This is a genomic window from Pedococcus sp. 2YAF34 (assembly GCF_052114585.1).
GTDB lineage: Bacteria > Actinomycetota > Actinomycetes > Actinomycetales > Dermatophilaceae > Pedococcus.
Window position 1 is genome coordinate 84,795 of record NZ_JBFRFA010000011.1, and the last position, 19,811, is coordinate 104,605.

Below are 19,811 nucleotides of genomic sequence, written 5' to 3' on the forward strand. Positions count from 1 at the left end.
ACCGACCCGTGCTGGAGAAGGCCCTACGTCAATAGGGTGATTCTGCGGACGACCCCTCTCTGGGCACCCTACGGAGCATGCGCGAGGGCTCCCACACCGGTCATGACCGGCGCAGGAGCCCTCGGCACGTGCGGGCTCAGCGCAGGTGCACCGGCCACGAGTCGAGCGACCCGTGGGCGGACATGAGCGCGGCGGCCTGGAGCCGGGAGTGGACCCCCAGCTTCGTGAGGAGGTTCTGGACGTGGGTCCGGGCGGTGCTGCGCTGCACGCCCAGGGCCTCGGCCATCTCCTCGGTCGTCTGGCCCTCCATGATGCAGCGCATCACCTGCCACTCACGGTCGGTGAGGAACTGCAGGGCCCAGAGCGGGTCCTCGGTCGACTTCTGCGGGCGCAGTGCGCGCTGCAGCAGGGCCGGCTCGACCGCCAGCTGGCCGCGCACGGCACGGTCCAGCATCTCGACGATCTCGGCGATCGGCTTCTCCTTGCCGACGTAGCCGGACGCGCCCTCGACGATGGCCCGCCCGACGATGGCGTGGTCCGCCTCGGCCGAGAGCATCACGACCTTGGTCTCGGCGGAGACCTCCCGGATCTGGTGGATCGCCATGACCGAGGTGCCACTGGGGAAGTTCACGTCCAGCAGGCAGACATCCGGCTTGTGCATCTCGACGGCCGCGATGGCCTCCTCGGGGTTGCCCGCGAGGGCGACGACCTCGTGGCCAGCGGCACCGAGCGCGAGGCCGAGGGCCTCGAGCAGGAGCAGGTGGTCGTCACAGACGACGATCCTCATGACGCCACGGACCGGATGGCCGTGCCGGCGAGGGTGATGTCGGCGACGACGCCGCCCTCCTCGGCCGTGCTGATGCGGAACGAGCCGTGGCAGGCCGCCACCATCGCCCGCGTGGTGGTCAGCCCGAGCGAGGTGCGCGAGCTGATGCGCCCCAGCCCCGGGCCGTCGTCGCGCACGGTGACGTGCACGCCGGCGGCGTCGGCGTGGACGGCGACAGCCACGTGGCCGTCGTCGCCCGCGGCCCGGACCGCGTTGTCCAGGACGCAGGCCAGTGCCCGGCTCAGGGCCACGGGACGCGCCCATGCCCGGAGCGGGGTGTCCGCGTCGAGGGTGATGACGCAGGCGGCGGTCGCCTGCGCCCGGTCGACGGCCGACGCGGCAACCTGCACCACGTCGGTGTCGACGACCTCGTCGCCGTGGGCCTCGCCGAGGACGACCTCGACGAGGTCGGCGAGCCATCGTGCCTGACCGGCGATCCCATCCATCTTGCGACCGACGTCGCCGCCTTCGGTCCCCGACAGGAGGAGGATCGCAGCGAGTGGTTGACGCAGGTCGTGGAGCAGTGCCCTGACCGTGTCCATCTCTCCACCAGCGACAGATCGCTGGTAGTCCTGAATCTGTGCAGCCATGTGTTCCCTCACCAACCCGCGGACGGAAACCTGCACCCCCTGTGAGCTCTCCGTGGCTCCGCGACCGGTCAAACGTAGGACGTGCAAAAGAACGGCAGCAATAGTCATTAGGGACTAAGCGAGTTCGCTGAGTCATGCTGTTTGCCTACCCTCGTTGCAGAATGCATGACATGACCTACGACGGGCACACCACCCCATCCGCACGAGGCACCGAAATCGTCCTGGAGCTTCTCAGCATCCGGAAGATCTCCGTCTCGGAGATGGACAACAACGCCTATCTCCTGCGGTGCCGGTCCACCGGAGCACAGCTGCTCGTCGACGCCGCGGACGAGGCGCCACGGCTGCTCGAGATGGTCGCCGAGGGCAGCGGCCCGCTCGAGACGGTGGTGACGACGCACCAGCACTGGGACCACCACCGCGCGCTCGCGGAGGTCGTCCGCGCCACGGGTGCGACGACGGTGTGTGGCGCCGACGACGCCGCCGGTATGCCGCTCCCCCCGGACCGCACGGTCGGCCAGGGCGACCAGGTGAGGTTCGGCGACGTGGTGCTCGACGTCATCCACCTCCGCGGTCACACCCCCGGGTCGATCGCGCTGGCGTACGGCGACCCGCACGGCCACACGCACCTGTTCACCGGCGACTCGCTCTTTCCCGGAGGGGTGGGCAACACCAGGAACCCGGGCCAGTCCTTCGACTCCCTCATCGAGGACGTGACGACGCGGGTGTTCGACGTCTACGACGACGACACCCACGTCCACCCCGGGCACGGCGCCGACACCACGCTGGGCGCCGAGCGGCCGCACCTGCAGGAGTGGCACGAGCGCGGCTGGTGACCTCGCGGGGTGGCCCGGGCAGATCGCGCCGACGGTCGGGCGGACACCCCGGGGACCCCGGCGTGGCGCTCACTACAGTCACCCGCATGTCGCCGCGCCGGGCACCCGCCCCTCCCCTGCTGCTCGTCCTCACAGCAGTGGTGTCGGTGCAGTTCGGCGGCGCGCTCGCAGCGACCCTCGTCCCCGAGATCGGCGCCGCGGGCTCGGTCACGCTGCGCCTGCTCTTCGCGACCCTGATCCTGCTCGGTATCGCGAGGCCCCGGCTCCGTGGTCACGACGCCGCGGCCTGGCGCACGGTCGTGGCCTTCGGGCTGGCCCTGGGCCTGATGAACCTCGCCTTCTACGCCTCCCTGGCGCACCTTCCCATCGGCGTGGCCGTCACCGTCGAGTTCCTCGGTCCGCTGACCCTGGCCACGGTGCTGGCCCGGCGAGCGCGCGACCTGCTGGCGGTGGCCGCTGCAGCTGTGGGGGTCGTCCTCATCTCCCGCGCCCTGCAGGTCCCGCTCTCCCAGATCGAGTGGACCGGGCTGGGTCTCGCGGCGCTGGCGGGAACCTGCTGGGCCGGGTACATCCTCGCCAGCGGCCGCGCCGGCACCCAGTTCGCGCAGCTCGACGGGCTCGCGCTGGCGATGACGGTCGCCTTCGTCGTCACCCTGCCGCTGGGGCTGCGCACCGTGCCGACGTGGACGGGCGAGTCGGTCGCGAAGGGTTTGGGCATCGCCGTGCTGTCCTCGGTGCTGCCGTACTCGCTCGAGCTCGCGGCCCTGCGGCACCTGACCGCGCGGGTGTTCGGCATCCTGCTCAGCCTCGAGCCCGCCGCCGCCGCCGTCGCCGGTTTCCTCGTGCTGCACCAGCGGCTCACGCCCCTGCAGCTGACCGGGATGGCCCTGGTGGTGCTGGCCAGTGCGCTCGTCATGGGAGGCGGGGGCCAGCGCCGCGACCCGGCGGCGCAGGGTGCCTAGGAGGTCGCGTCCGCGCGCTCGTCGCGCCGGGTCTTGAGCAGGCTGGCGACGGTGGTGACCCCGAGGATCAGGACGATCGCGGCCAGCGACACCGAGATCGGGATGTCGGGGGCTGCCTCGACGTGCTTGCCACCGTTGATGAACGGCAGCTCGTTCTCGTGGAGCGCGTGCAGCACGAGCTTGACGCCGATGAACGCGAGCAGCACGGCCAGCCCGATGCTGAGGTAGACGAGCTTCTTGAGCAGGCCGCCGATGAGGAAGTACAGCTGCCGCAGCCCCATGAGCGCGAACAGGTTCGCGGTGAGGACGAGGTACGGCTCCTTGGTCAGGCCGTAGATCGCCGGGATGGAGTCGAGCGCGAAGAGCAGGTCGGTCGTGCCCAGCGCCATGATGACGATGAACATCGGGGTGGCCAGCTTCTTGCCGTCGATCCTGGTGAACAGCTTGGCGCCGTCGTACTCCTGCGTCGCGGGGAACCGGCGCTCGACCCACTTCATGAAGCGGTTCTCCTCGTACTCGTCGTCGTCACCCTCGCCCTCGCGGGCCAGCTTGACCGCGGTATAGATGAGGAACGCGCCGAAGATGTAGAAGACCCAGGAGAACTGGTTGATCGCCGCGGCGCCGGCGGCGATGAAGATGCCGCGCAGGATGATCGCGATGATGATGCCGATGAGCAGGGCCGCCTGCTGCAGCTTCTCGGGGACCCCGAACCGGGCCATGATCAGCAGGAAGATGAACAGGTTGTCCACCGACAGCGAGTACTCGGTGAGCCACCCCGCGTAGTACTCCGTCATGAACTTCGCGCCGGCCTGGTCGTGGGTGAACCACCAGACGCCGAGGCCGAACACCACGGCGGCCCCGACGTAGAGGGCCAGCGCGCCGCTGACCTCCTTGGTCGTGGGCACGTGGGGGCGACGGGCGATGACGAACACGTCGAAGAGCAGGACCGCGGCCATCAGGCCGATGGTGAGCCACCAGGCCCAGGTGGGGACCTGCATCTGGGTCGAGGTGGTGTAGGCGAGGGTGGTCAAGGCAGAGCCTTCCGGTCACGGGCGTGGCCGGAGGTCTCTCCCGCCCTGGTGTGGCGGACCGGTTCCCCGGGCCGCGTGGGCGTGGCCGGGGCCACGAGCCGGTCGGCCGTGATGACGAGGACACCGCGTGGGGATACTCCCCTCCGAGTGGTCAGCACCAGACTGTACCCGCCTCCCGGGGTGTGGCCCGACCCGTGTCCGGGTACAACGGGGCACATGGCTGAGAACACGTCGAGGAACAAGTCCGGCTCCGGCAAGGCCGACCCGGGTCCCAGCGTCAAGGACCCGGAGGTCTACGAGGCCCTGCGCGACGACGGCGCATCCAAGGAGAAGGCGGCCCGGATCGCCAATTCGGCAGCAGCGCGCGGCCGGTCGGCGGTGGGCCGCAAGGGCGGTGAGCACGGCGACTACGAGGACTGGAAGGTGGAGGACCTGCGCCACCGCGCTGCAGACCTCGGGATCGAGGGCCGGTCGTCGATGTCGAAGTCCGAGCTCATCGACGCCCTGCGCAACCACTGACCCGCGACCGGCTACTGGGTCGCGGCCGACATCTGCCGCAGCTCCTTCTTCAGGTCGCCGATCTCGTCGCGCAACCGGGCTGCCAGCTCGAAGTGCAGGTCGGCCGCGGCCTGGTGCATCTGCGTCGACAGCTCCTGGATGAGGTTGGCCAGGTCGTTGGCGGGCAGGTTGCGCAGCCGGTCGGAGGCCACGCCGGCATCGGCCTGGACGGCCCCACGGCCACCCCGGCCGCCACCCTTGCCACGTGACTGGCTGCGCCCGGAGCCGATGAGCGCCTCGGTGTCGGCGTCCTCCCGCTGGAGCAGGTCGGTGATGTCGGCGATCTTCTTGCGCAGCGGCTGGGGGTCGACCCCGGCCTCGAGGTTGTAGGCGATCTGCTTCTCGCGGCGCCGGGTGGTCTCCTCGATGGCCTCCTGCATGGAGGGCGTGATCTTGTCGGCGTACATGTGGACCTGGCCGGACACGTTGCGGGCCGCGCGGCCGATGGTCTGGATGAGCGACCGGGCCGACCGCAGGAACCCCTCCTTGTCGGCGTCGAGGATGCTCACCAGCGAGACCTCGGGCAGGTCGAGCCCCTCCCGCAGCAGGTTGATGCCGACCAGGACGTCGTACTCGCCCATCCGCAGCTCGCGCAGCAGCTCGACCCGTCGCAGGGTGTCGACCTCGCTGTGCAGGTAGCGGACCCGCACCCCCTTGTCGAGGAGGTAGTCGGTGAGGTCCTCGGCCATCTTCTTGGTCAGCGTGGTGACCAGGACGCGCTCGTTCTTCTCGGTCCGGACCCCGATCTCGTGCAGGAGGTCGTCGATCTGGCCCTTGGTGGGCTTGAGCACGACCTCGGGGTCGATGAGGCCCGTCGGGCGGATGATCTGCTCGACGACGCCGCTGCTCTGCGCCAGCTCGTAGGGGCCGGGCGTCGCCGAGAGGTAGACGGTCTGCCCGATGCGGTCGAGGAACTCCTCCCACCGCAGCGGGCGGTTGTCCATGGCGGAGGGCAGCCGGAACCCGTGGTCGACGAGCTGGCGCTTGCGCGACATGTCGCCCTCGTACATGGCCCCGATCTGCGGCACCGTGACGTGGGACTCGTCGATGACGAGCAGGAAGTCCTCGGGGAAGTAGTCGAGCAGGGTGTTGGGAGCCGAGCCGCGGGACCGGCCGTCGATGTGCATCGAGTAGTTCTCGATGCCCGAGCAGGACCCGACCTGCCGCATCATCTCGATGTCATAGGTGGTGCGCATTCGCAGGCGCTGCGCCTCGAGCAGCTTGCCCTGCTTCTCGAAGGCCGCGAGCTGGTCGGCGAGCTCGAGCTCGATACCGCGGATGGCGCGCTCCATGCGCTCCGGGCCGGCGACGTAGTGCGTGGCCGGGAAGACGTACATCTCCTGCTCCTCGCGCATGATCTCGCCGCTGACGGGGTGCAGGGTGTAGATGCGCTCGATCTCGTCGCCGAAGAACTCGATGCGGACGGCCAGCTCCTCGTAGACCGGGATGATCTCGACGGTGTCGCCGCGCACCCGGAACGTGCCACGGGTGAACGCGAGGTCGTTGCGGGTGTACTGCATCTGCACGAACCGGCGCAGCAGGTCGTCGCGGTCGACCTGCTGGCCGACCTTGAGCCGGGCCATCCGGTCGACGTACTCCTGGGGCGTGCCGAGGCCGTAGATGCAGGACACCGAGGCCACGACGACGACGTCGCGACGGGTGAGCAGGGAGTTGGTCGCGCTGTGGCGCAGCCGCTCGACCTCGTCGTTGATCGAGGAGTCCTTCTCGATGTAGGTGTCCGTCTGCGGGATGTAGGCCTCGGGCTGGTAGTAGTCGTAGTAGGAGACGAAGTACTCGACCGCGTTGTGGGGCAACAGCTCTCGGAACTCGTTGGCCAGCTGCGCCGCCAGCGTCTTGTTGGGCGCCATCACCAAGGTCGGTCGCTGGACCTCCTCGATCAGCCAGGCGGTCGTCGCGGACTTGCCCGTGCCGGTGGCGCCGAGGAGGACGGTGTTCTCCTCCCCCGCCCGGACGCGCTTGGCCAGGTCGGCGATGGCCGCGGGCTGGTCGCCGGCGGGCTGGAACTCGGAGACGACCTGGAACGGTGCCACCGTGCGCTGCAGGTCGGTCGTGGGACGCATGGGACAACCGTATGCCTCCGCACCGACAGCGCACCGGTCGCCATGGTGTCGGGCACCGACGTCCGGGCCATGTCCGACCCCGCGCTACCGTGAGCGCCGCTCCGCCACCCGACCATCCCCACCCGTCACCGCCCCGTCCAAGGAGGCCACCCGTGTCCGCCCCGGCGACCACGTCCCGACTCACGCGCCGCGGCATACCGGTCGACCCGCGGTTGCGGGTCCTGGCCCTGGGCACCTTCGTCAACCGCGCCGGTGCCGGCGCGACCGTCACGACGTTCGCCCTGTACTTCACCCGGGTGGTCGGCCTGTCGGCCGCCCAGGTCGGGCTCGCGCTCTCGATCGCCGCGGTCGTCGGGATGCTCGCGCAGGTCCCGCTCGGCCACCTCGGTGACACCCGCGGGCCGCGCGAGGTGATGTCCGCGCTCACGGCCGGCTTCGGGGCGGTGGGGCTGCTGTTCCTCGTCGTGCGTGACTTCTGGACGCTGACCCTGGTGCTGGCCGTGGTGACCGCCCTGCAGAACGGCGGCGGCTCCGTGCGCAACGGCTACATCGGTCGGATCGCCGTCGGCGGCTCCGGGGTGGCCTTCAAGGCCTACCTGCGGGCGGTGACCAACCTGGCCATGTCGCTCGGGGCCGCCCTGGGAGGCATCGCCCTGTGGGTCGACCGGCCGTGGGCCTACCTCGCGGTGTTCGCCGTCGACGGCGTCACGGGCATCGTCGCCGGGCTGGTCAGCCTCCGGCTCCCGCACCTGTCCCCCGCCCCGGCGCGGGGAGCCGGTGAGCCCCGGCTCGCGGTCCTGCGCGACACCCCCTACGTCGTCGTGACCCTGTTGACCGGCATCGTCGCCATGCACTTCGTCGTCATGGAGATCGGCATCCCCCTGTGGGTCAGCCAGCACACGAAGGCCCCGACCGCGATCGTCGCGGTGCTGCTCGTCCTCAACACCGTCGCCGTGACGCTCTTCCAGGTGCGGATGACCCGTGGTGTGGACGGCGTCGTCGAGTCCTCGCGCGCCATGGTGCACGGTGCCCTGTGGATCGCCGTGGCGTTCGCCGTGATCGCGACCTCGGGCTGGCTGGGACCTGTCGGTGCCGCTGCGGTGCTGGTGGTGGGCGCCGCCGTCCACGTGGTCGGCGAGATGCGCTCCAGTGGTGGGCAGTGGGGTGTCCAGATGGGCCTGGCCCCGCAGGAGCGGCAGGGCCAGTACCAGGGCTTCGCCGGCCTCGGCTTCTCGCTGTCCAACGTCGTGGCGCCGACCCTCATCACGCTGCTGTGCATCGAGTGGGGCTGGCCGGGCTGGCTGGTCCTGGCCGCGCTGGTGTTGGGCGCTGCCCTCGCCCTACGGCCCGTCACCGCCTGGGCGCAGCGGACGCGCGAACGCTACGGCGCCCTCTCGGCCACGGGCTGAGACGTCGCTGCGAGCGCCCCGCTGCCCGCGTTGACTGCGGGGGTGGACACAGCTGCCGTCGGAGAGACCCGGCGGTGGGCGATGCTGGTGGCCAGCACCCTCGCGCAGGCCGCTTCGGCGATCGCCCTGCACGGGCCGGCCTTCCTCATCCCGGTCCTGGTGAGGCGCCTGGACCTGTCACTGGCGCAGGCGGGTCTGGTCAGTGCCGCTCCCGTGGTGGGCGTGATGCTCACCCTCGTCGGCTGGGGGCTGCTCGTCGACCGCAGGGGTGAGCGGCTCGTCCTCGTCACGGGCCTGTTCCTGACGTCCGCAGCGTGCCTCGCCGGCACCGTCGTGCACGGCCCGGTCGCTCTGGCCCTGACGCTGTTCCTCGCCGGCGGCGCCGCAGCCTCGGCGAACGCCGCCAGCGGTCGCGTCATCGCCGGCTGGTTCCCGCCGCACCGACGGGGGCTCGCCATGGGCATCCGCCAGATGGCCCAGCCGCTCGGCGTGGGCGTCGCCGCGGTCACCATGGCCGTCATCGCGGACGCGGACGGCATCGGCGCGGCCCTGTGGGTGCCGACGGTCGCGGCCGCCGTGGCGGCGGCCCTGGTGGTTGTGGTCGTGCTCGACCCGCCGCGACCGGCCCGGCGCGCCGTCCGCGCCGACAACCCCTACCGACGCGACCGCTACCTCGGGCGCATCCACGGGGTCTCGATGCTGCTCGTCGTGCCGCAGTTCGTGGTGTGGACCTACACGCTGGTCTGGCTCGTGGACGACCGTGGCTGGTCGCCCGGTGCTGCCGGTGGGCTCGTCGCGCTCACGCAGGCGGCAGGCGCGCTCGGTCGCATCGGGGTGGGCCACCTCTCGGATCGCGTCGGGAGCAGGATGCGTCCGCTGCTGTGGGTGGCCCGCGGCGCCGTCGTGGCGATGCTGGTGCTCGCCGCCACGACCGGGCTCGGCTGGGGCCTGGCGGTGGTGGTCCTGGTCGTCGCGTCCGTAATCACCGTGGCCGACAACGGGCTCGCCTTCACCGCCGTGGCCGAGCGCGCCGGGCCGTTCTGGAGTGGCCGGGCCCTGGGGGTGCAGAACACCGGCCAGTTCCTCGTCGCCGCGGTGGTGCCCCCGCTGGCGGGGCTGGCGGTCGTGCACGCCGGGTACGCCGCGGCGTTCGCCCTCGCAGGAGTCGTCGCCACTGCAGCCCTTCCCCTCGTCCCGGTACGGGCCGAGGACCGGCTCACCTGAGCCAGAGACTCACCCCGACCACGGCACCGCCCAGCGAGCACAGCACGGAGACGGCCAGGACGAGCGACATGGGGGTGTAGGGCGAGTAGCCACGGGAGTCGTCGCCGAGCTGGCCGAGGCGCCGGTGCACCGACCAGACGAGGACGCCGCTGACGGCCATGGCTGCCGCTGCGCCCACGGCCACCGGCGTCACGTGGGTGCGCAGGGACACCAGCACCAGGGGCACGAGGCACACCAGCGCGGTCACGGCGGTGCGCTGCCACGCCAGGGCGGTGCGCTCGGGCTGTAGGGCATCGCGGCCGGGTACGTGACCCCTGGGCCCACCACGAGAGCGGCGGAACCGTCCAGCGGCCAGCCGGGTCACGCCACCGACGCCCCGCCCGGCCACGTCACCGGCGCCCCGCCCGGCCACGCCACCGGCGTTCGGCCGGGTCGGGTTCATCGGGTGGTGAGCTCGACGACCGACAGGGTGAGGGTCAGCGCGGCCAGCGCCACCACGCCGGCCGCCAGCATGGCCAGGGCGCGGGGCGCCGGGAGGGGGCGCCCGAGGCGTAGGGCACGTTCGACGCGGGCCCAGGCGGACACGGAACGCAGCGCGAGCGCGCCCCCGCCGAGACAGGACGCGGCTCCCACGAGCGGCGCCCAGTCCGGCATCCCGTCCAGGCTCGAGACCGAGACGATGGCGACGCCGCCACCGACGAGGGCCAGTGCCGTGCGCATCCAGGCAAGAGCGGTGCGCTCGTTGGCCATGGAGAAGCGGGGGTCAGGCTCCTCCCCCACGCCGTACACCCGGTCCGGGCGCCTCGTCTCGCCGTGGCCGGCGTCCGTACCCTGCGCGTCAGCCACGACCCGGCTCCCAACCGCTGTCCAGCGCCCAGGCCCGCGCGCGCTCGTGGGCGGCGTCGAACCACGGCTCCTTGGCGTCGGCGTACTCCTCGACGGAGGACGAGCTGCCGGCCAGCCGGTGCTTCTGCGCGGCGTACTCCTCCCGGGCGAGGTCGTCGGCGCGCAGCCAGTCGCGGAACTGCAGCGCCCAGCGCCATCCCGGGCTGTCGATGACACGGACGTGGATGTGGGCCGGCCGCCCCGGGTCGGCGCTGGCGAGGAACCGCTTGGGCCAGGGCGTCCCGTCCTTGGCGTTGTCCTCGGCGGTCGGGACCGGCCTGGGGAAGCCGGCGTCGTCGAGGGCAGCCACGACGGCCGGGGCGTCGACGTCGGACAGGGACCGCACGCCGACCTGGAGGTCGATGACGTCCTTGGCCGCGAGCCCCGGCACCGCGGTGCTGCCGACGTGGTCTGCGGTGACCAGCACGTCGCCCAGCACGTGCCGAAGCCGCGCCAGCAGGCGCGTCGCCTGGTCGGGCCAGGTCGGGTCAGGGTCCACGAGCACGACGCGCGCAGGCCGGTGGGCGCGCCGACGGTGCCGGACGTTCGCCTCGAAGGGCACGAGCCGCTCGGCCCAGAGCCCGTCGACGCAGGCCAGGAGAGCCTCGCGGGTGTCGTCGTTGTCGAGCCAGACGTCGGCGGCGGCCCGCCGCTGCTCGTCGCCGGCCTGGGCGCCGATGCGGCTGCGCGCGTCGGCCTCGGTCATCCCCCGAGTGGCTGCCAGGCGGCGCACACGCGTCGTCTCGGCCGCGCCGACGACCACGACGAGGTGGTAGGCGGCCCCCATGCCCTTCTCGACGAGGAGCGGGACGTCGTGGACCACGACGGCGTCCGGCGAAGCGGTTGCGAACAGCTCGGCGGTGCGGCGCGCGATGAGCGGGTGCGTGATCCCCTCGAGGTCGCGCCGCGCCTGCTCGTCGCCGAACACGAGTGAGCCCAGGGCCGGTCGGTTGAGCGCCCCGTCGTCATCGAGGACGTCGTCGCCGAACCGCTCGGCGACCGCGTGCAACCCCTCCGAACCCGGCGCAACGACCTCCCGGGCCAGCACGTCGGCGTCGACCACGACCGCCCCGAGCTCCGCGAGCCGTCCGGCCACGGTGGACTTCCCGGACCCGATGCCCCCGGTGAGGCCCACGCGCAGCATGGCGCCACCCTACCGAGGTGGCGGGTCAGAGCACCGGGGCCGCTGCCGGACCGGCGTAGTGGCACGCCACGCCGTGGTCGGCGTCGAGCGGCACCTGGGCCGGCACCTCCTTGACGCACCGCGTGCGCTCCTGCTCGGTCAGCTCCTCCCGGAACCGCGGGCACCGGGTGTGGAAGACGCAACCGCTCGGCGGGTTGATCGGCGACGGCAGGTCGCCGGTGAGCAGGATGCGCGCCCGCCTGTTCTCCTTGCGGGGATCGGGCAGCGGCACGGCGGACAGCAGGGCCTGGGTGTACGGGTGCAGGGGGTCGCCGTAGAGCTCGTCGCGGTCGGCCATCTCCATGATCTTGCCCAGGTACATGACGGCCACGCGGTCGCTGATGTGGCGGACCACTGAGAGGTCGTGGGCCACGAAGACGTAGGTGAGGTCGAAGTCGTTCTGGATGTCCTCCAGGAGGTTCACGACCTGGGCCTGGATGGACACGTCCAGCGCCGACACCGGCTCGTCGCAGACGATGAGGGACGGGCGCAGCCCGATCGCCCGTGCGATACCGATGCGCTGGCGCTGGCCCCCGGAGAACTCGTGCGGGTAGCGGTTGTAGTGCTCGGGGTTCAGGCCCACGCGTTCCATGAGCCGCTGGACCTCGGCCTTGACGCCGCCCTCGGGGTCGATCCGCTGGATGGCGAACGGGGCCCCGACGATCGAGCCGATGGTCTGCCGGGGGTTCAGCGAGCCGTACGGGTCCTGGAAGATCATCTGCATCTCCAGCCGGAGCATCCGCAGGTCGTGGCCCGTGACGCCGGTGATGTCCCGCCCCTTGTAGCGGATGCTGCCCGAAGTCGGGGGCAGCAGCTGCAGGATGGTGCGGCCCGCAGTGGACTTGCCACAGCCGGACTCCCCCACGACACCGAGGGTCTCCCCCTTGCGCAGGCGGAACGAGATGCCGTCCACGGCCTTCACCGGGTCGGCGGGCCGCCGGAAGAGGCCGGAGGTCTTCATGGGGAAGTACTTCTTGAGGTCCTCGACCTCGAGGAGCACCTCACCGAGCTCAATGCGGTTCCCGGTCTGCGTCCTGCGTCCACTGAAGCGGCGGCGTCCCGGCGGGGCGCCCTGGCCGGCGCTCACAGCGACGGCCTGATCTGCGTCTGGAAGATGCGGATCCGCTCGTCGGGCGGGATGAGGCACCGTACGGGGTGTGGCCTGTCCGCGTCGAAGCCCGGCTCGACCTGCGCGCACCCGAGCCGGGCGTCGTCCCTGAACGTGCAGCGCGGGTGGAAGGCGCAGCCGGAGGGCGGCGAGATGAGCGAGGGCGGGTTGCCCGGGATGGGCCGCAGACGCTCGATCCGCAGCCGGTCCATCCGGGGCATCGACTGCAGCAGACCCCAGGTGTACGGGTGCTCGGGGGCGTAGAAGAGCTCCTCGGCGACGCCCCGTTCGACCGCGCGGCCGGCGTACATCACGAGGATCTCGTTCGCCATCTCGGCGACTACTCCCAGGTCGTGGGTGATGATGATGATCGAGGAGCCGAACTCCTTCTGCAGTCCCACGAGCAGGTCGAGGATCTGCGCCTGGACGGTGACGTCCAGGGCGGTGGTCGGCTCGTCGGCGATGACCAGGCGCGGGTCGTTGACCAGGGCCATCGCGATCATGGCCCGCTGTCGCATCCCGCCCGAGAACTCGTGGGGGTACTGGTCGATCCGCTTGGCGGGGTTGGGGATCCCCACCCTGTCCAGCATGTCGATCGCGCGCTGTCGGGCTGCCGACTTGCTGGTCTCGTGGTGCACGAGGTAGGCCTCCACCACCTGGTTCCCCACGGTGTAGTAGGGGTGCAGGGCCGAGAGCGGGTCCTGGAAGACCATCGCGACGTCCTTGCCACGGCGACGACGCAGCTCCTCGTCGCCGAGGCCCAGCAGGTCGACTCCGTCGAAGGAGATCAGGCCCGAGATCTCGGCCCGCGTCCCGCGGTAGAGCCCCATGATCGCCTGGCTCGTGACGGACTTGCCCGACCCCGACTCGCCGACGATGCCGAGCGTCTCCCCCTGCCTGAGGTCGAAGCTCAGCCCGTCGACCGCCTTCACCAGGCCGTCCTCCGTGGGGAACCGCACGCGAAGGTCCCGCACCGACAGCAGCACGTCGCCGCCCGGCGCCCTCTCCTCGCTCTCGACGCTGAGCGCAGTACTCATCGACGACTCACCCCTCCCTGCTCGTCGGGCGCATCAGCCGAGCCTCACGCGCGGGTCGATGAACGCGTACAGCACGTCCACGATGATGTTGGCGGTGATGACGAAGAAGGCGGCGACGATGACGATGCCCACGTCGACCGGCAGGTCGAACGTCGTCGACGCCTGCACGGCCAGCTTCCCGAGGCCGTCGTAGTTGAAGACCGTCTCCGTGACGATGGCCCCCGCGAGCAGGCCGCCGAGGTCGAGCCCGGCGATGGTGGCGATCGGGGTCAGGGCCGCACGCATGGTGTGCTTGTAGAGGATCTTGCGTTTCGTCAGCCCCTTCGCCACGGCGGTGCGGATGTAGTCCTCCCCCATCGACTCGATCACGAAGGCGCGTGTCAACCGCACGTAGGCGGCCATGAAGAACAGCGCCAGGGTGAGGCCGGGCAGCACCAGGCCCATCAGCCACGAGGCGGGACTCTCGCTGAACGGCGTGTAGACAGGCACCGGGGTCAGCTGCCACTTGATGGCCACGTAGATGTACAGCGTCAGGCCGACGAAGAACGTGGGGAAGGCGTAGAAGACCAGGGAGGTGCCCACAAGGGCGCGGTCGGTGAACCGCCCCTTCCTCAGCGCCGCGATGACCCCGCCCGAGACGCCGAGCACCATCCACATGATGAAGGCGGCGAAGGCCAGTGAGGCCGTGACCGGCAGCTTGCTCATGAGGATGGACGTGACGTTGTCGTTCATCAGGGGCGAGTAGCCGAGGCATGGTGCCGGGCACTTCGCGATGGTCTGGGGGGCCGTCTTCTTCAGGGCGGGGTCGTCGGGGAACTCACGACCCACGAAGACTCCCTTGACGAAGTCCGCGTACTGCGCGACGACGGGTTTGTCGTAGCCCAGCGCCCTGCGGTTCTGCTCGATGAGCTCCGGGGTGCAGTTCTTGCCGCAGGTGAAGCGGGCCGGGTCGGCCCCGCCGGAGAAGAACAGCAGGTACGTGACCGCGGACATGACGAAGAGCATCACGATGCCGGTGACCACGCGACGCACGACGTAGGCGAGCACGGCACCCCCTCACTGGTGGGCGGGACCGTGCGGGTCGACGAGCCTGTGGTCGCGACCCGCACGGTGGGGTCCATGGGAGGGCGGGTGCCCTCGCACGGGTGGTGCTACTTGGTCTTCACCCCGATGGAACCCAGCTCCGGGTAGCCGTTGGAGGCGGGCGTCTGCATGTAGTTCGTCACGCCCGATCCGTGGAGGAAGAAGAAGCGGTCGACCGACAGCGGGACGTACGCGACGTCCTGTCCGAGGAGGTCGTCGAGCTTGTTGAGCACCGTCGCCGCCGACTGCACGTCGGGCTTGGCGGCCGCCTCGTCGATCAGCTTGTTTGCCGCGTCGCTGGTGTAGTTGCCGTAGTCCTGTCCGTTCGACTTGGGGGTGAGGTTGATCCGGGCGTCGAACAGCGGTGGCGTGACGGTCGCCTGGGTGGGCCAGTCCGCACCCCAGCCGCCCCACATCACGTCGGACTTGTTGTTGGACGGGTTCTGGATCACGTCGTAGTAGGTGTCGGTCAGCGCGTCCAGGGTCACCTTGAAGCCGGCCTTGTCCCAGCCTGCCTTGAGTGCCGCGGCCGAGTTGTCACTGGCCGGGGTGCCGCCCTGGTAGGTGTAGGTGATGGGGTACGGCATCGGCACTCCCGCCTGCTGCAACAGCTGCTTCGCCGCGGCCGGGTCACCGGTGGGTGGAGCGCTGAAGTTCGGGTTGTCCTTGTAGCCGATGAGGACCGGGTTGACGATGGACTTCGCCGGGTGCCCGTACTTGTCGCCACCGCGTGCGGTGATGTAGCCCTGCTGGTCGGTCGACATCTTGAGTGCCTCACGGACCTTGAGGTTCTTCATGCGGTTGAAGTTCGGCAGTACGTAGTCCACGAACGGTGCGTCGACCAGGGTGCTGCGCGCCTTCACGGCCGGGTTGCTGTCGACCTGGCTGTAGAAGGCCGGCGGGACGTTGCGGTCGGTCACGGCGTACTTGTCGTTGCCGCTGTCCGCGATGAGCCGCTGGGAGATGATCTCCTCGGTCAGACCCTCGATGAAGACGATCTTGTCGGGGAGCGCCTTGCGCAGGGTGTCCTCCTTGGGGTCCCAGTTCGGGTTGCGCACGAACGTGCCACCGACGCCCTTCTTCCACGTCCCCTGGATCATGTAGGGCCCGTCGGAGAAGATCGCGTAGTTGGACTGGTCGCCCTTGTCCTGGTCGGCCCGGTAGGGGGCGAAACTGCGCAGCGAGGCAATCGCCAGTGGGAAGTCGGCCCACGGCTTGTTGAAGTGGTAGGTGATCTTCTTGCCCTCGCAGGTCACGGCCTTGTCGAACTCGGCCTGCCCTGCCTTCTTGTACGGCCCGTTGTAGACCGGCAGTCCGTTCTTCGCGGGCACGTCGAGGTAGGCCAGCGCGTAGTTGGGCCCGCCCGTGATCACGTCGGTGGAGAAGCCGCGGGAGAACCCGTACTTGAGGTCCTCACAGGTGATCGGCTTCCCGTCCTGCCACTTGACGCCGTCCTTCAGCGTGAAGGACCACACCTTGCCGCCCTCGGTGGAGGTCCCGGTGTCGGTGGCGAGGTCGGGCACCGGCGTGGTGCCCTTCTTGACGTCCGTCTCGATCGGGAACGACACCAGGTCGCGGTAGAACAGCCGGTTCTCGTTGGCCAGGTCGCGCCCGATGTACGTGCGCTGGGGATCCAGATGCTCCGCGGAACGCTTGGTCAGGTAGTACAGCGTGCCCCCCTTCGCACTACCGACCGCTCCACTGCTGCTGCCGCCGCCCTTCGGGGCCGTGGTGCCGCTGCAGGCCGCCATGGCCAGCACCGAGCCGGCGGCCAGGAGTGTCAGCGCACCATTCCTCGTGATGATCATGTGCTCTCCTTCGATCGTGCATCGATCGTGTCGATGCGCTCACCCGTGCCGAGTCAGCGCAGGGAGTGTCTGGGGGTTGTGAATGCCCCGGTGTCGTTCGCGGTGCCGAACCTGTCCTCCACCGCGGCCTTCACCGTGTTCACCGTCCGGCCTTCGGGTCGAAGGCATCGCGCAGGCCGTCGCCCAGCAGGCTGAACGAGATCACCAGCACCGCGATGGTCAGGGCGGGGTAGAAGAAGAAGGTGAAGTCCGCCGGGGCGTAGTTCACGGAGTACTTCAGGATGTTGCCCAGCGTGGGGGTGGGTGGCTGGATGCCCACCCCGAGGAAGCTCAGGGTGGCCTCGGCGGAGACGTTGACCGGCAGGAGCAGGGTGAAGTAGACGAGGATGGGGGCCCACAGGTTCGGGACCAGCTCCTTGACGTAGATGCGCCCGTTCCTTGCCCCCAGGCTCCGGGCGGCCTCGATGAACTCGCGCTCCCGCAATGAGAGCACCTGGCCCCGGATGATCCTCGCGATGTAGGGGATGGCGAAGATCCCGAGCACCAGGATGATGTAGAGCCCGTTGCTGGGGTTGCCCGCCGGGACCCCGAGCGACGTGAGCCGCTGGATGAACATTCCCGACAGGGCGAGCAGCATCAGCGTCTGCGGGAACGACAGCATCATGTCGATGAAGCGGGTGATGAAGAAGTCCGACTTGCCTCCGCGGAAACCGGCGACGACTCCAAGGGCAGTGCCCCCGACGATCGAGATGACGGTGGCCGACAGCGAGACGATCATGGAGAAGGTCATCCCGAGCAGGATCCGCGACAGGACGTCGCGCCCTGTTCCGGGCTCCAGGCCCAGCGGGTGCGCCAGGCTCATCCCCCCGGGCGTGCTCGACTTGGGCAGGCCCCCGGTGTTGGGGTCGATGAGCTCGCCGTGGAAGGAGTTGGGGTCCAGGACCCCGAGCTTGGACAGCAGCGGCGCGACGATGGCCACAACGACGGCCAGCAGCACCACGGTGAGGACGCCCATGGTGATCTTGTCCCGACGCAGGCGCGCCCGGGCCAGCTGGGCGGGAGTACGCCCGGCAATCACCTTCTCCGCGGTCTCCGCCCCGATGGCCAGGTCGGAGTCCAGGGTGTCGACCGGGGCGTCCCTCTGGGGGCCCCTCGGGTGGTCGGTCATCTGACGACCAGCGAAGTCCGACCGCCGGCCGGGAGCATACGCCGAGGACGAGTCCTCGCTGTGTTGCGGCCGTGGTCAGGAGCCATGGGACACCATCTCCTCTCCTCGCAGTCTCGACCTGCCCCCCACCACGGTCAATGACCCCTGGGTCTCGATTCGGGAGCGGTAAGGACACGCCGGGACCACGGTCGCGGCGACGCGGAGACGAACGAAAGCCTTGCTGGCGCAAGGCTTTTGCTGCGATGGGTGGAGAGCGCCCCCGTTTGGGCGAGTCGCGAGGTCCGTGCGGCCGGTGGCGAGGTCCGCGCCGCTCGAGGGACCGTGACCGGGTCCCCCGCAGCGGGCCGAGAGGGAGTCAGCTGTCGGCGAGGCGGGCGGGGAACCCGCCGGTGGCGACCGGCCCCCAGCGCGTCGGCGTGATGCGCAGCAGGGACTTGTCCTGGGTGACCATCGCCTCGCGGTACTCGTCCCAGTCGGGGTGCTCGCCCGAGATGTTCCGGAAGTACTCGACGAAGGGCTCGACGTCGTCGCGGGCGTCGATGACCTCCGCATCGCCGTCCACCTGGACCCAGGCCCCGCCGAAGTCGTCGGACAGCACCAGCACCGTCGCCTGCGGTCGCTTGCGCAGGTTGGCCGTCTTCGCGCGCTCGCGGTAGCTGGAGATGACGAGCCGGCCGCTGTCGTCGACGCCACCGGTCACCGGTGAGGTCTGGGGGCGGCCGTCGGCGCGGGTGGTGATGAGCACCATCTGGTGCCGGGGCCGGACGAAGTCGAGCAGCCCGTCGAGGTCCACGTCGGTGTTGGTCGCAATGGTTCGTGCCATGCCGCCATCCTCACATGCGACGTCCCGCGGACGCGCCGTCGAGGACGGGACGCCGGGACACGACCTGGTGCCACCACACCGTGGTCAGCGCGGCCACCAGCCCCAGGGAGCTCAGGGCCCGCACGACGGCGACGTAGACCACCATCGTCACCGGCTCCCCCGCCAGGGCAGCATCCGACGCGAAGACACTGCCTGCCACCAGGGGCAGCGCCAGCAGCGCCACCCAGGCGGTTCGGCGCTCCCCCGGCGTCGCCCGCCGCCCACCGGGGTACCGGGGCGTGGTCTCCTCGAGCGCACGCCCGGCCCACACCAGGACGAGGACCAGTCCGACCACACTGCTGCCGTACTGCGCGACCGAGTACACGGGCAGGCCCAGGGTGACCACGCGGTCGAACACCGCCGGCCAGCGCATCACCGCCCAGCCGTTGGCATGCGTGAAGGCGTCCCACACCAAATGGGTCGCGCCCCCGAGCAGGAGGCACGGCACCGACCACAGCCACTCCCGCGCGGTCGGGCGCAGCGGCGGCGGCACCCGCTCACGGTAGGAGCGCGGGGCGAGGTCGCGCAGGACGGGCCCGGCCGCAGCACGCCACAGCCCCACCAGGACCAGCCCCAGCAGGAGGTCGAGCGTGAGCAGCCCGTGCACCGAGTGGGAGACGTCCCGGTAGTCGCCGATCGGTACGAAGTACAGGACGTCGGGGACCATCGAGCCGATCACCAGGGCGCAGGGCACCACCCAGCTAGGCCGTCGCCGACCCACCACGGGCAGCACCGCGGCGACGTGGGCGGGCGTGAACGGCATACGGGAGAATCTAACCCGGACGCCGAGAGACCCGGCTCCCCATCGGGAGCCGGGCCTCTCGAAGCCGTCCAGCCGTGCACCGAGGTGCGTGGCTGGCGTGGGCTCAGTTGCCGGTGAGCTTCTCGCGCAGAGCGGCCAGGGCCTCGTCGGAGGCCAGGGTGCCCTCGGAGACCGGGGCGGCCGGACGGCTGCCGCTGCCCGAGTCGCTGTCGGACGAGGACGAGCCCGAGTCGGACGAGTAGGACGTCGCGGCGCCAGCGTTGGCCGCAGCCTCGGCGTCGGCCTTGGTGGCCTCCTCGACCTGGGCCTTGTGGGCCTCCCAGCGGGCGTGGGCCTCGGCGTACTGCTTCTCCCACTTCTCGCGCTGGGTCTCGTAGCCCTCGAGCCACTCGTTGGTCTC

The 19,811-nt window shown here is 70.5% G+C and carries 19 protein-coding genes and 1 pseudogene; 5 read left to right on the plus strand and 15 right to left on the minus strand.

Going from position 1 to position 19,811, the window contains the following annotated elements:
• Positions 1-136: 136 nt before the first annotated feature.
• Together AB4Z02_RS08390 and AB4Z02_RS08395 are read right to left on the minus strand one after the other, a co-directional pair.
• Complete coding sequence (locus AB4Z02_RS08390) at positions 137-787, minus strand: response regulator (RefSeq protein ID WP_056885250.1); 651 nt, start codon at positions 785-787, stop codon at positions 137-139.
• The gene (locus tag AB4Z02_RS08395) at positions 784-1,416 is read right to left on the minus strand and encodes a sensor histidine kinase (protein WP_441970346.1); all 633 of its coding nucleotides are present in this window, start codon (positions 1,414-1,416) and stop codon (positions 784-786) included. The genes AB4Z02_RS08390 and AB4Z02_RS08395 overlap by 4 nt, the downstream gene beginning before the upstream one ends.
• 170 nt (positions 1,417-1,586) lie before the next feature.
• Here AB4Z02_RS08395 and AB4Z02_RS08400 point away from each other — a divergent pair, with 170 nt between their 5' ends.
• Together AB4Z02_RS08400 and AB4Z02_RS08405 are read left to right on the plus strand one after the other, a co-directional pair.
• Complete coding sequence (locus tag AB4Z02_RS08400) at positions 1,587-2,249, plus strand: MBL fold metallo-hydrolase (protein WP_441970347.1); 663 nt, start codon at positions 1,587-1,589, stop codon at positions 2,247-2,249.
• An 86-nt stretch (positions 2,250-2,335) separates the two neighbouring features.
• The gene (locus AB4Z02_RS08405; protein WP_441970348.1) at positions 2,336-3,211 is read left to right on the plus strand and encodes an EamA family transporter; all 876 of its coding nucleotides are present in this window, start codon (positions 2,336-2,338) and stop codon (positions 3,209-3,211) included.
• On the opposite strand, the gene AB4Z02_RS08410 is transcribed toward AB4Z02_RS08405, so the two are convergent.
• Positions 3,208-4,209 (minus strand): TerC/Alx family metal homeostasis membrane protein, encoded by a 1,002-nt coding sequence (locus AB4Z02_RS08410; RefSeq protein WP_441970353.1) that lies wholly within the window; start codon positions 4,207-4,209, stop codon positions 3,208-3,210. The genes AB4Z02_RS08405 and AB4Z02_RS08410 overlap by 4 nt on opposite strands.
• A 249-nt stretch (positions 4,210-4,458) precedes the next feature.
• Between AB4Z02_RS08410 and AB4Z02_RS08415 the strand changes: the two genes are divergently transcribed.
• Positions 4,459-4,761 carry a DUF7218 family protein gene (locus AB4Z02_RS08415; protein ID WP_056885254.1) on the plus strand — a complete coding sequence of 101 codons (303 nt, stop codon included), beginning with the start codon at positions 4,459-4,461 and terminating at the stop codon, positions 4,759-4,761.
• A gap of 11 nt (positions 4,762-4,772) precedes the next feature.
• On the opposite strand, the gene uvrB is transcribed toward AB4Z02_RS08415, so the two are convergent.
• Positions 4,773-6,881 (minus strand): excinuclease ABC subunit UvrB, encoded by a 2,109-nt coding sequence (uvrB, locus tag AB4Z02_RS08420; protein ID WP_441970349.1) that lies wholly within the window; start codon positions 6,879-6,881, stop codon positions 4,773-4,775.
• Between the two features lie 152 nt (positions 6,882-7,033).
• Here uvrB and AB4Z02_RS08425 point away from each other — a divergent pair, with 152 nt between their 5' ends.
• Positions 7,034-8,290: an MFS transporter gene (locus AB4Z02_RS08425; RefSeq protein WP_441970350.1), complete on the plus strand. Its 1,257-nt coding sequence runs from the start codon at positions 7,034-7,036 to the stop codon at positions 8,288-8,290.
• 42 nt (positions 8,291-8,332) lie between these two features.
• The gene (locus tag AB4Z02_RS08430; RefSeq protein ID WP_200949334.1) at positions 8,333-9,514 is read left to right on the plus strand and encodes an MFS transporter; all 1,182 of its coding nucleotides are present in this window, start codon (positions 8,333-8,335) and stop codon (positions 9,512-9,514) included.
• Here the strand turns inward: AB4Z02_RS08430 and AB4Z02_RS08435 are convergent.
• From AB4Z02_RS08435 to rpsA, 11 genes and pseudogenes are all read right to left on the minus strand, one after another.
• A complete protein-coding gene (locus AB4Z02_RS08435; RefSeq protein ID WP_441970351.1) occupies positions 9,507-9,956 on the minus strand; it encodes a DUF202 domain-containing protein in 450 nt (149 codons plus the stop codon). The two genes, AB4Z02_RS08430 and AB4Z02_RS08435, sit on opposite strands and share 8 nt — an antisense overlap.
• Positions 9,953-10,360, minus strand: a complete 408-nt coding sequence (locus AB4Z02_RS08440; protein ID WP_235531576.1) for a YidH family protein — start codon at positions 10,358-10,360, stop codon at positions 9,953-9,955. Before AB4Z02_RS08440 ends, AB4Z02_RS08435 begins: the two co-directional genes overlap by 4 nt.
• Positions 10,353-11,543, minus strand: a complete 1,191-nt coding sequence (gene coaE, locus AB4Z02_RS08445; protein ID WP_441970352.1) for a dephospho-CoA kinase — start codon at positions 11,541-11,543, stop codon at positions 10,353-10,355. The genes AB4Z02_RS08440 and coaE overlap by 8 nt, the downstream gene beginning before the upstream one ends.
• Before the next feature lie 25 nt (positions 11,544-11,568).
• The gene (locus AB4Z02_RS08450) at positions 11,569-12,669 is read right to left on the minus strand and encodes an ABC transporter ATP-binding protein (protein WP_369818947.1); all 1,101 of its coding nucleotides are present in this window, start codon (positions 12,667-12,669) and stop codon (positions 11,569-11,571) included.
• Positions 12,666-13,727 carry an ABC transporter ATP-binding protein gene (locus AB4Z02_RS08455; protein ID WP_056885261.1) on the minus strand — a complete coding sequence of 354 codons (1,062 nt, stop codon included), beginning with the start codon at positions 13,725-13,727 and terminating at the stop codon, positions 12,666-12,668. The genes AB4Z02_RS08450 and AB4Z02_RS08455 overlap by 4 nt, the downstream gene beginning before the upstream one ends.
• A gap of 33 nt (positions 13,728-13,760) precedes the next feature.
• Entirely contained in the window at positions 13,761-14,774 is a 1,014-nt protein-coding gene (locus AB4Z02_RS08460; protein WP_056885262.1) for an ABC transporter permease, read from the minus strand.
• A gap of 104 nt (positions 14,775-14,878) precedes the next feature.
• Positions 14,879-16,618: an ABC transporter substrate-binding protein gene (locus tag AB4Z02_RS08465; protein ID WP_056885263.1), complete on the minus strand. Its 1,740-nt coding sequence runs from the start codon at positions 16,616-16,618 to the stop codon at positions 14,879-14,881.
• Positions 16,619-16,757: 139 nt separating this feature from the next.
• On the minus strand, positions 16,758-17,786 hold the full coding sequence (locus tag AB4Z02_RS08470) for an ABC transporter permease (RefSeq protein ID WP_082591005.1): 1,029 nt from the start codon (positions 17,784-17,786) through the stop codon (positions 16,758-16,760).
• A gap of 355 nt (positions 17,787-18,141) precedes the next feature.
• Positions 18,142-18,609, minus strand: coding sequence for a PPOX class F420-dependent oxidoreductase (locus tag AB4Z02_RS08475; protein WP_056885264.1), 468 nt, complete (start codon positions 18,607-18,609; stop codon positions 18,142-18,144).
• A gap of 10 nt (positions 18,610-18,619) precedes the next feature.
• On the minus strand, positions 18,620-19,411 hold the full coding sequence (locus tag AB4Z02_RS08480; RefSeq protein WP_056885265.1) for a DUF4184 family protein: 792 nt from the start codon (positions 19,409-19,411) through the stop codon (positions 18,620-18,622).
• A 103-nt stretch (positions 19,412-19,514) separates the two neighbouring features.
• Positions 19,515-19,811 (minus strand): annotated as a pseudogene (gene rpsA, locus AB4Z02_RS08485) (30S ribosomal protein S1); the annotation flags it as partial.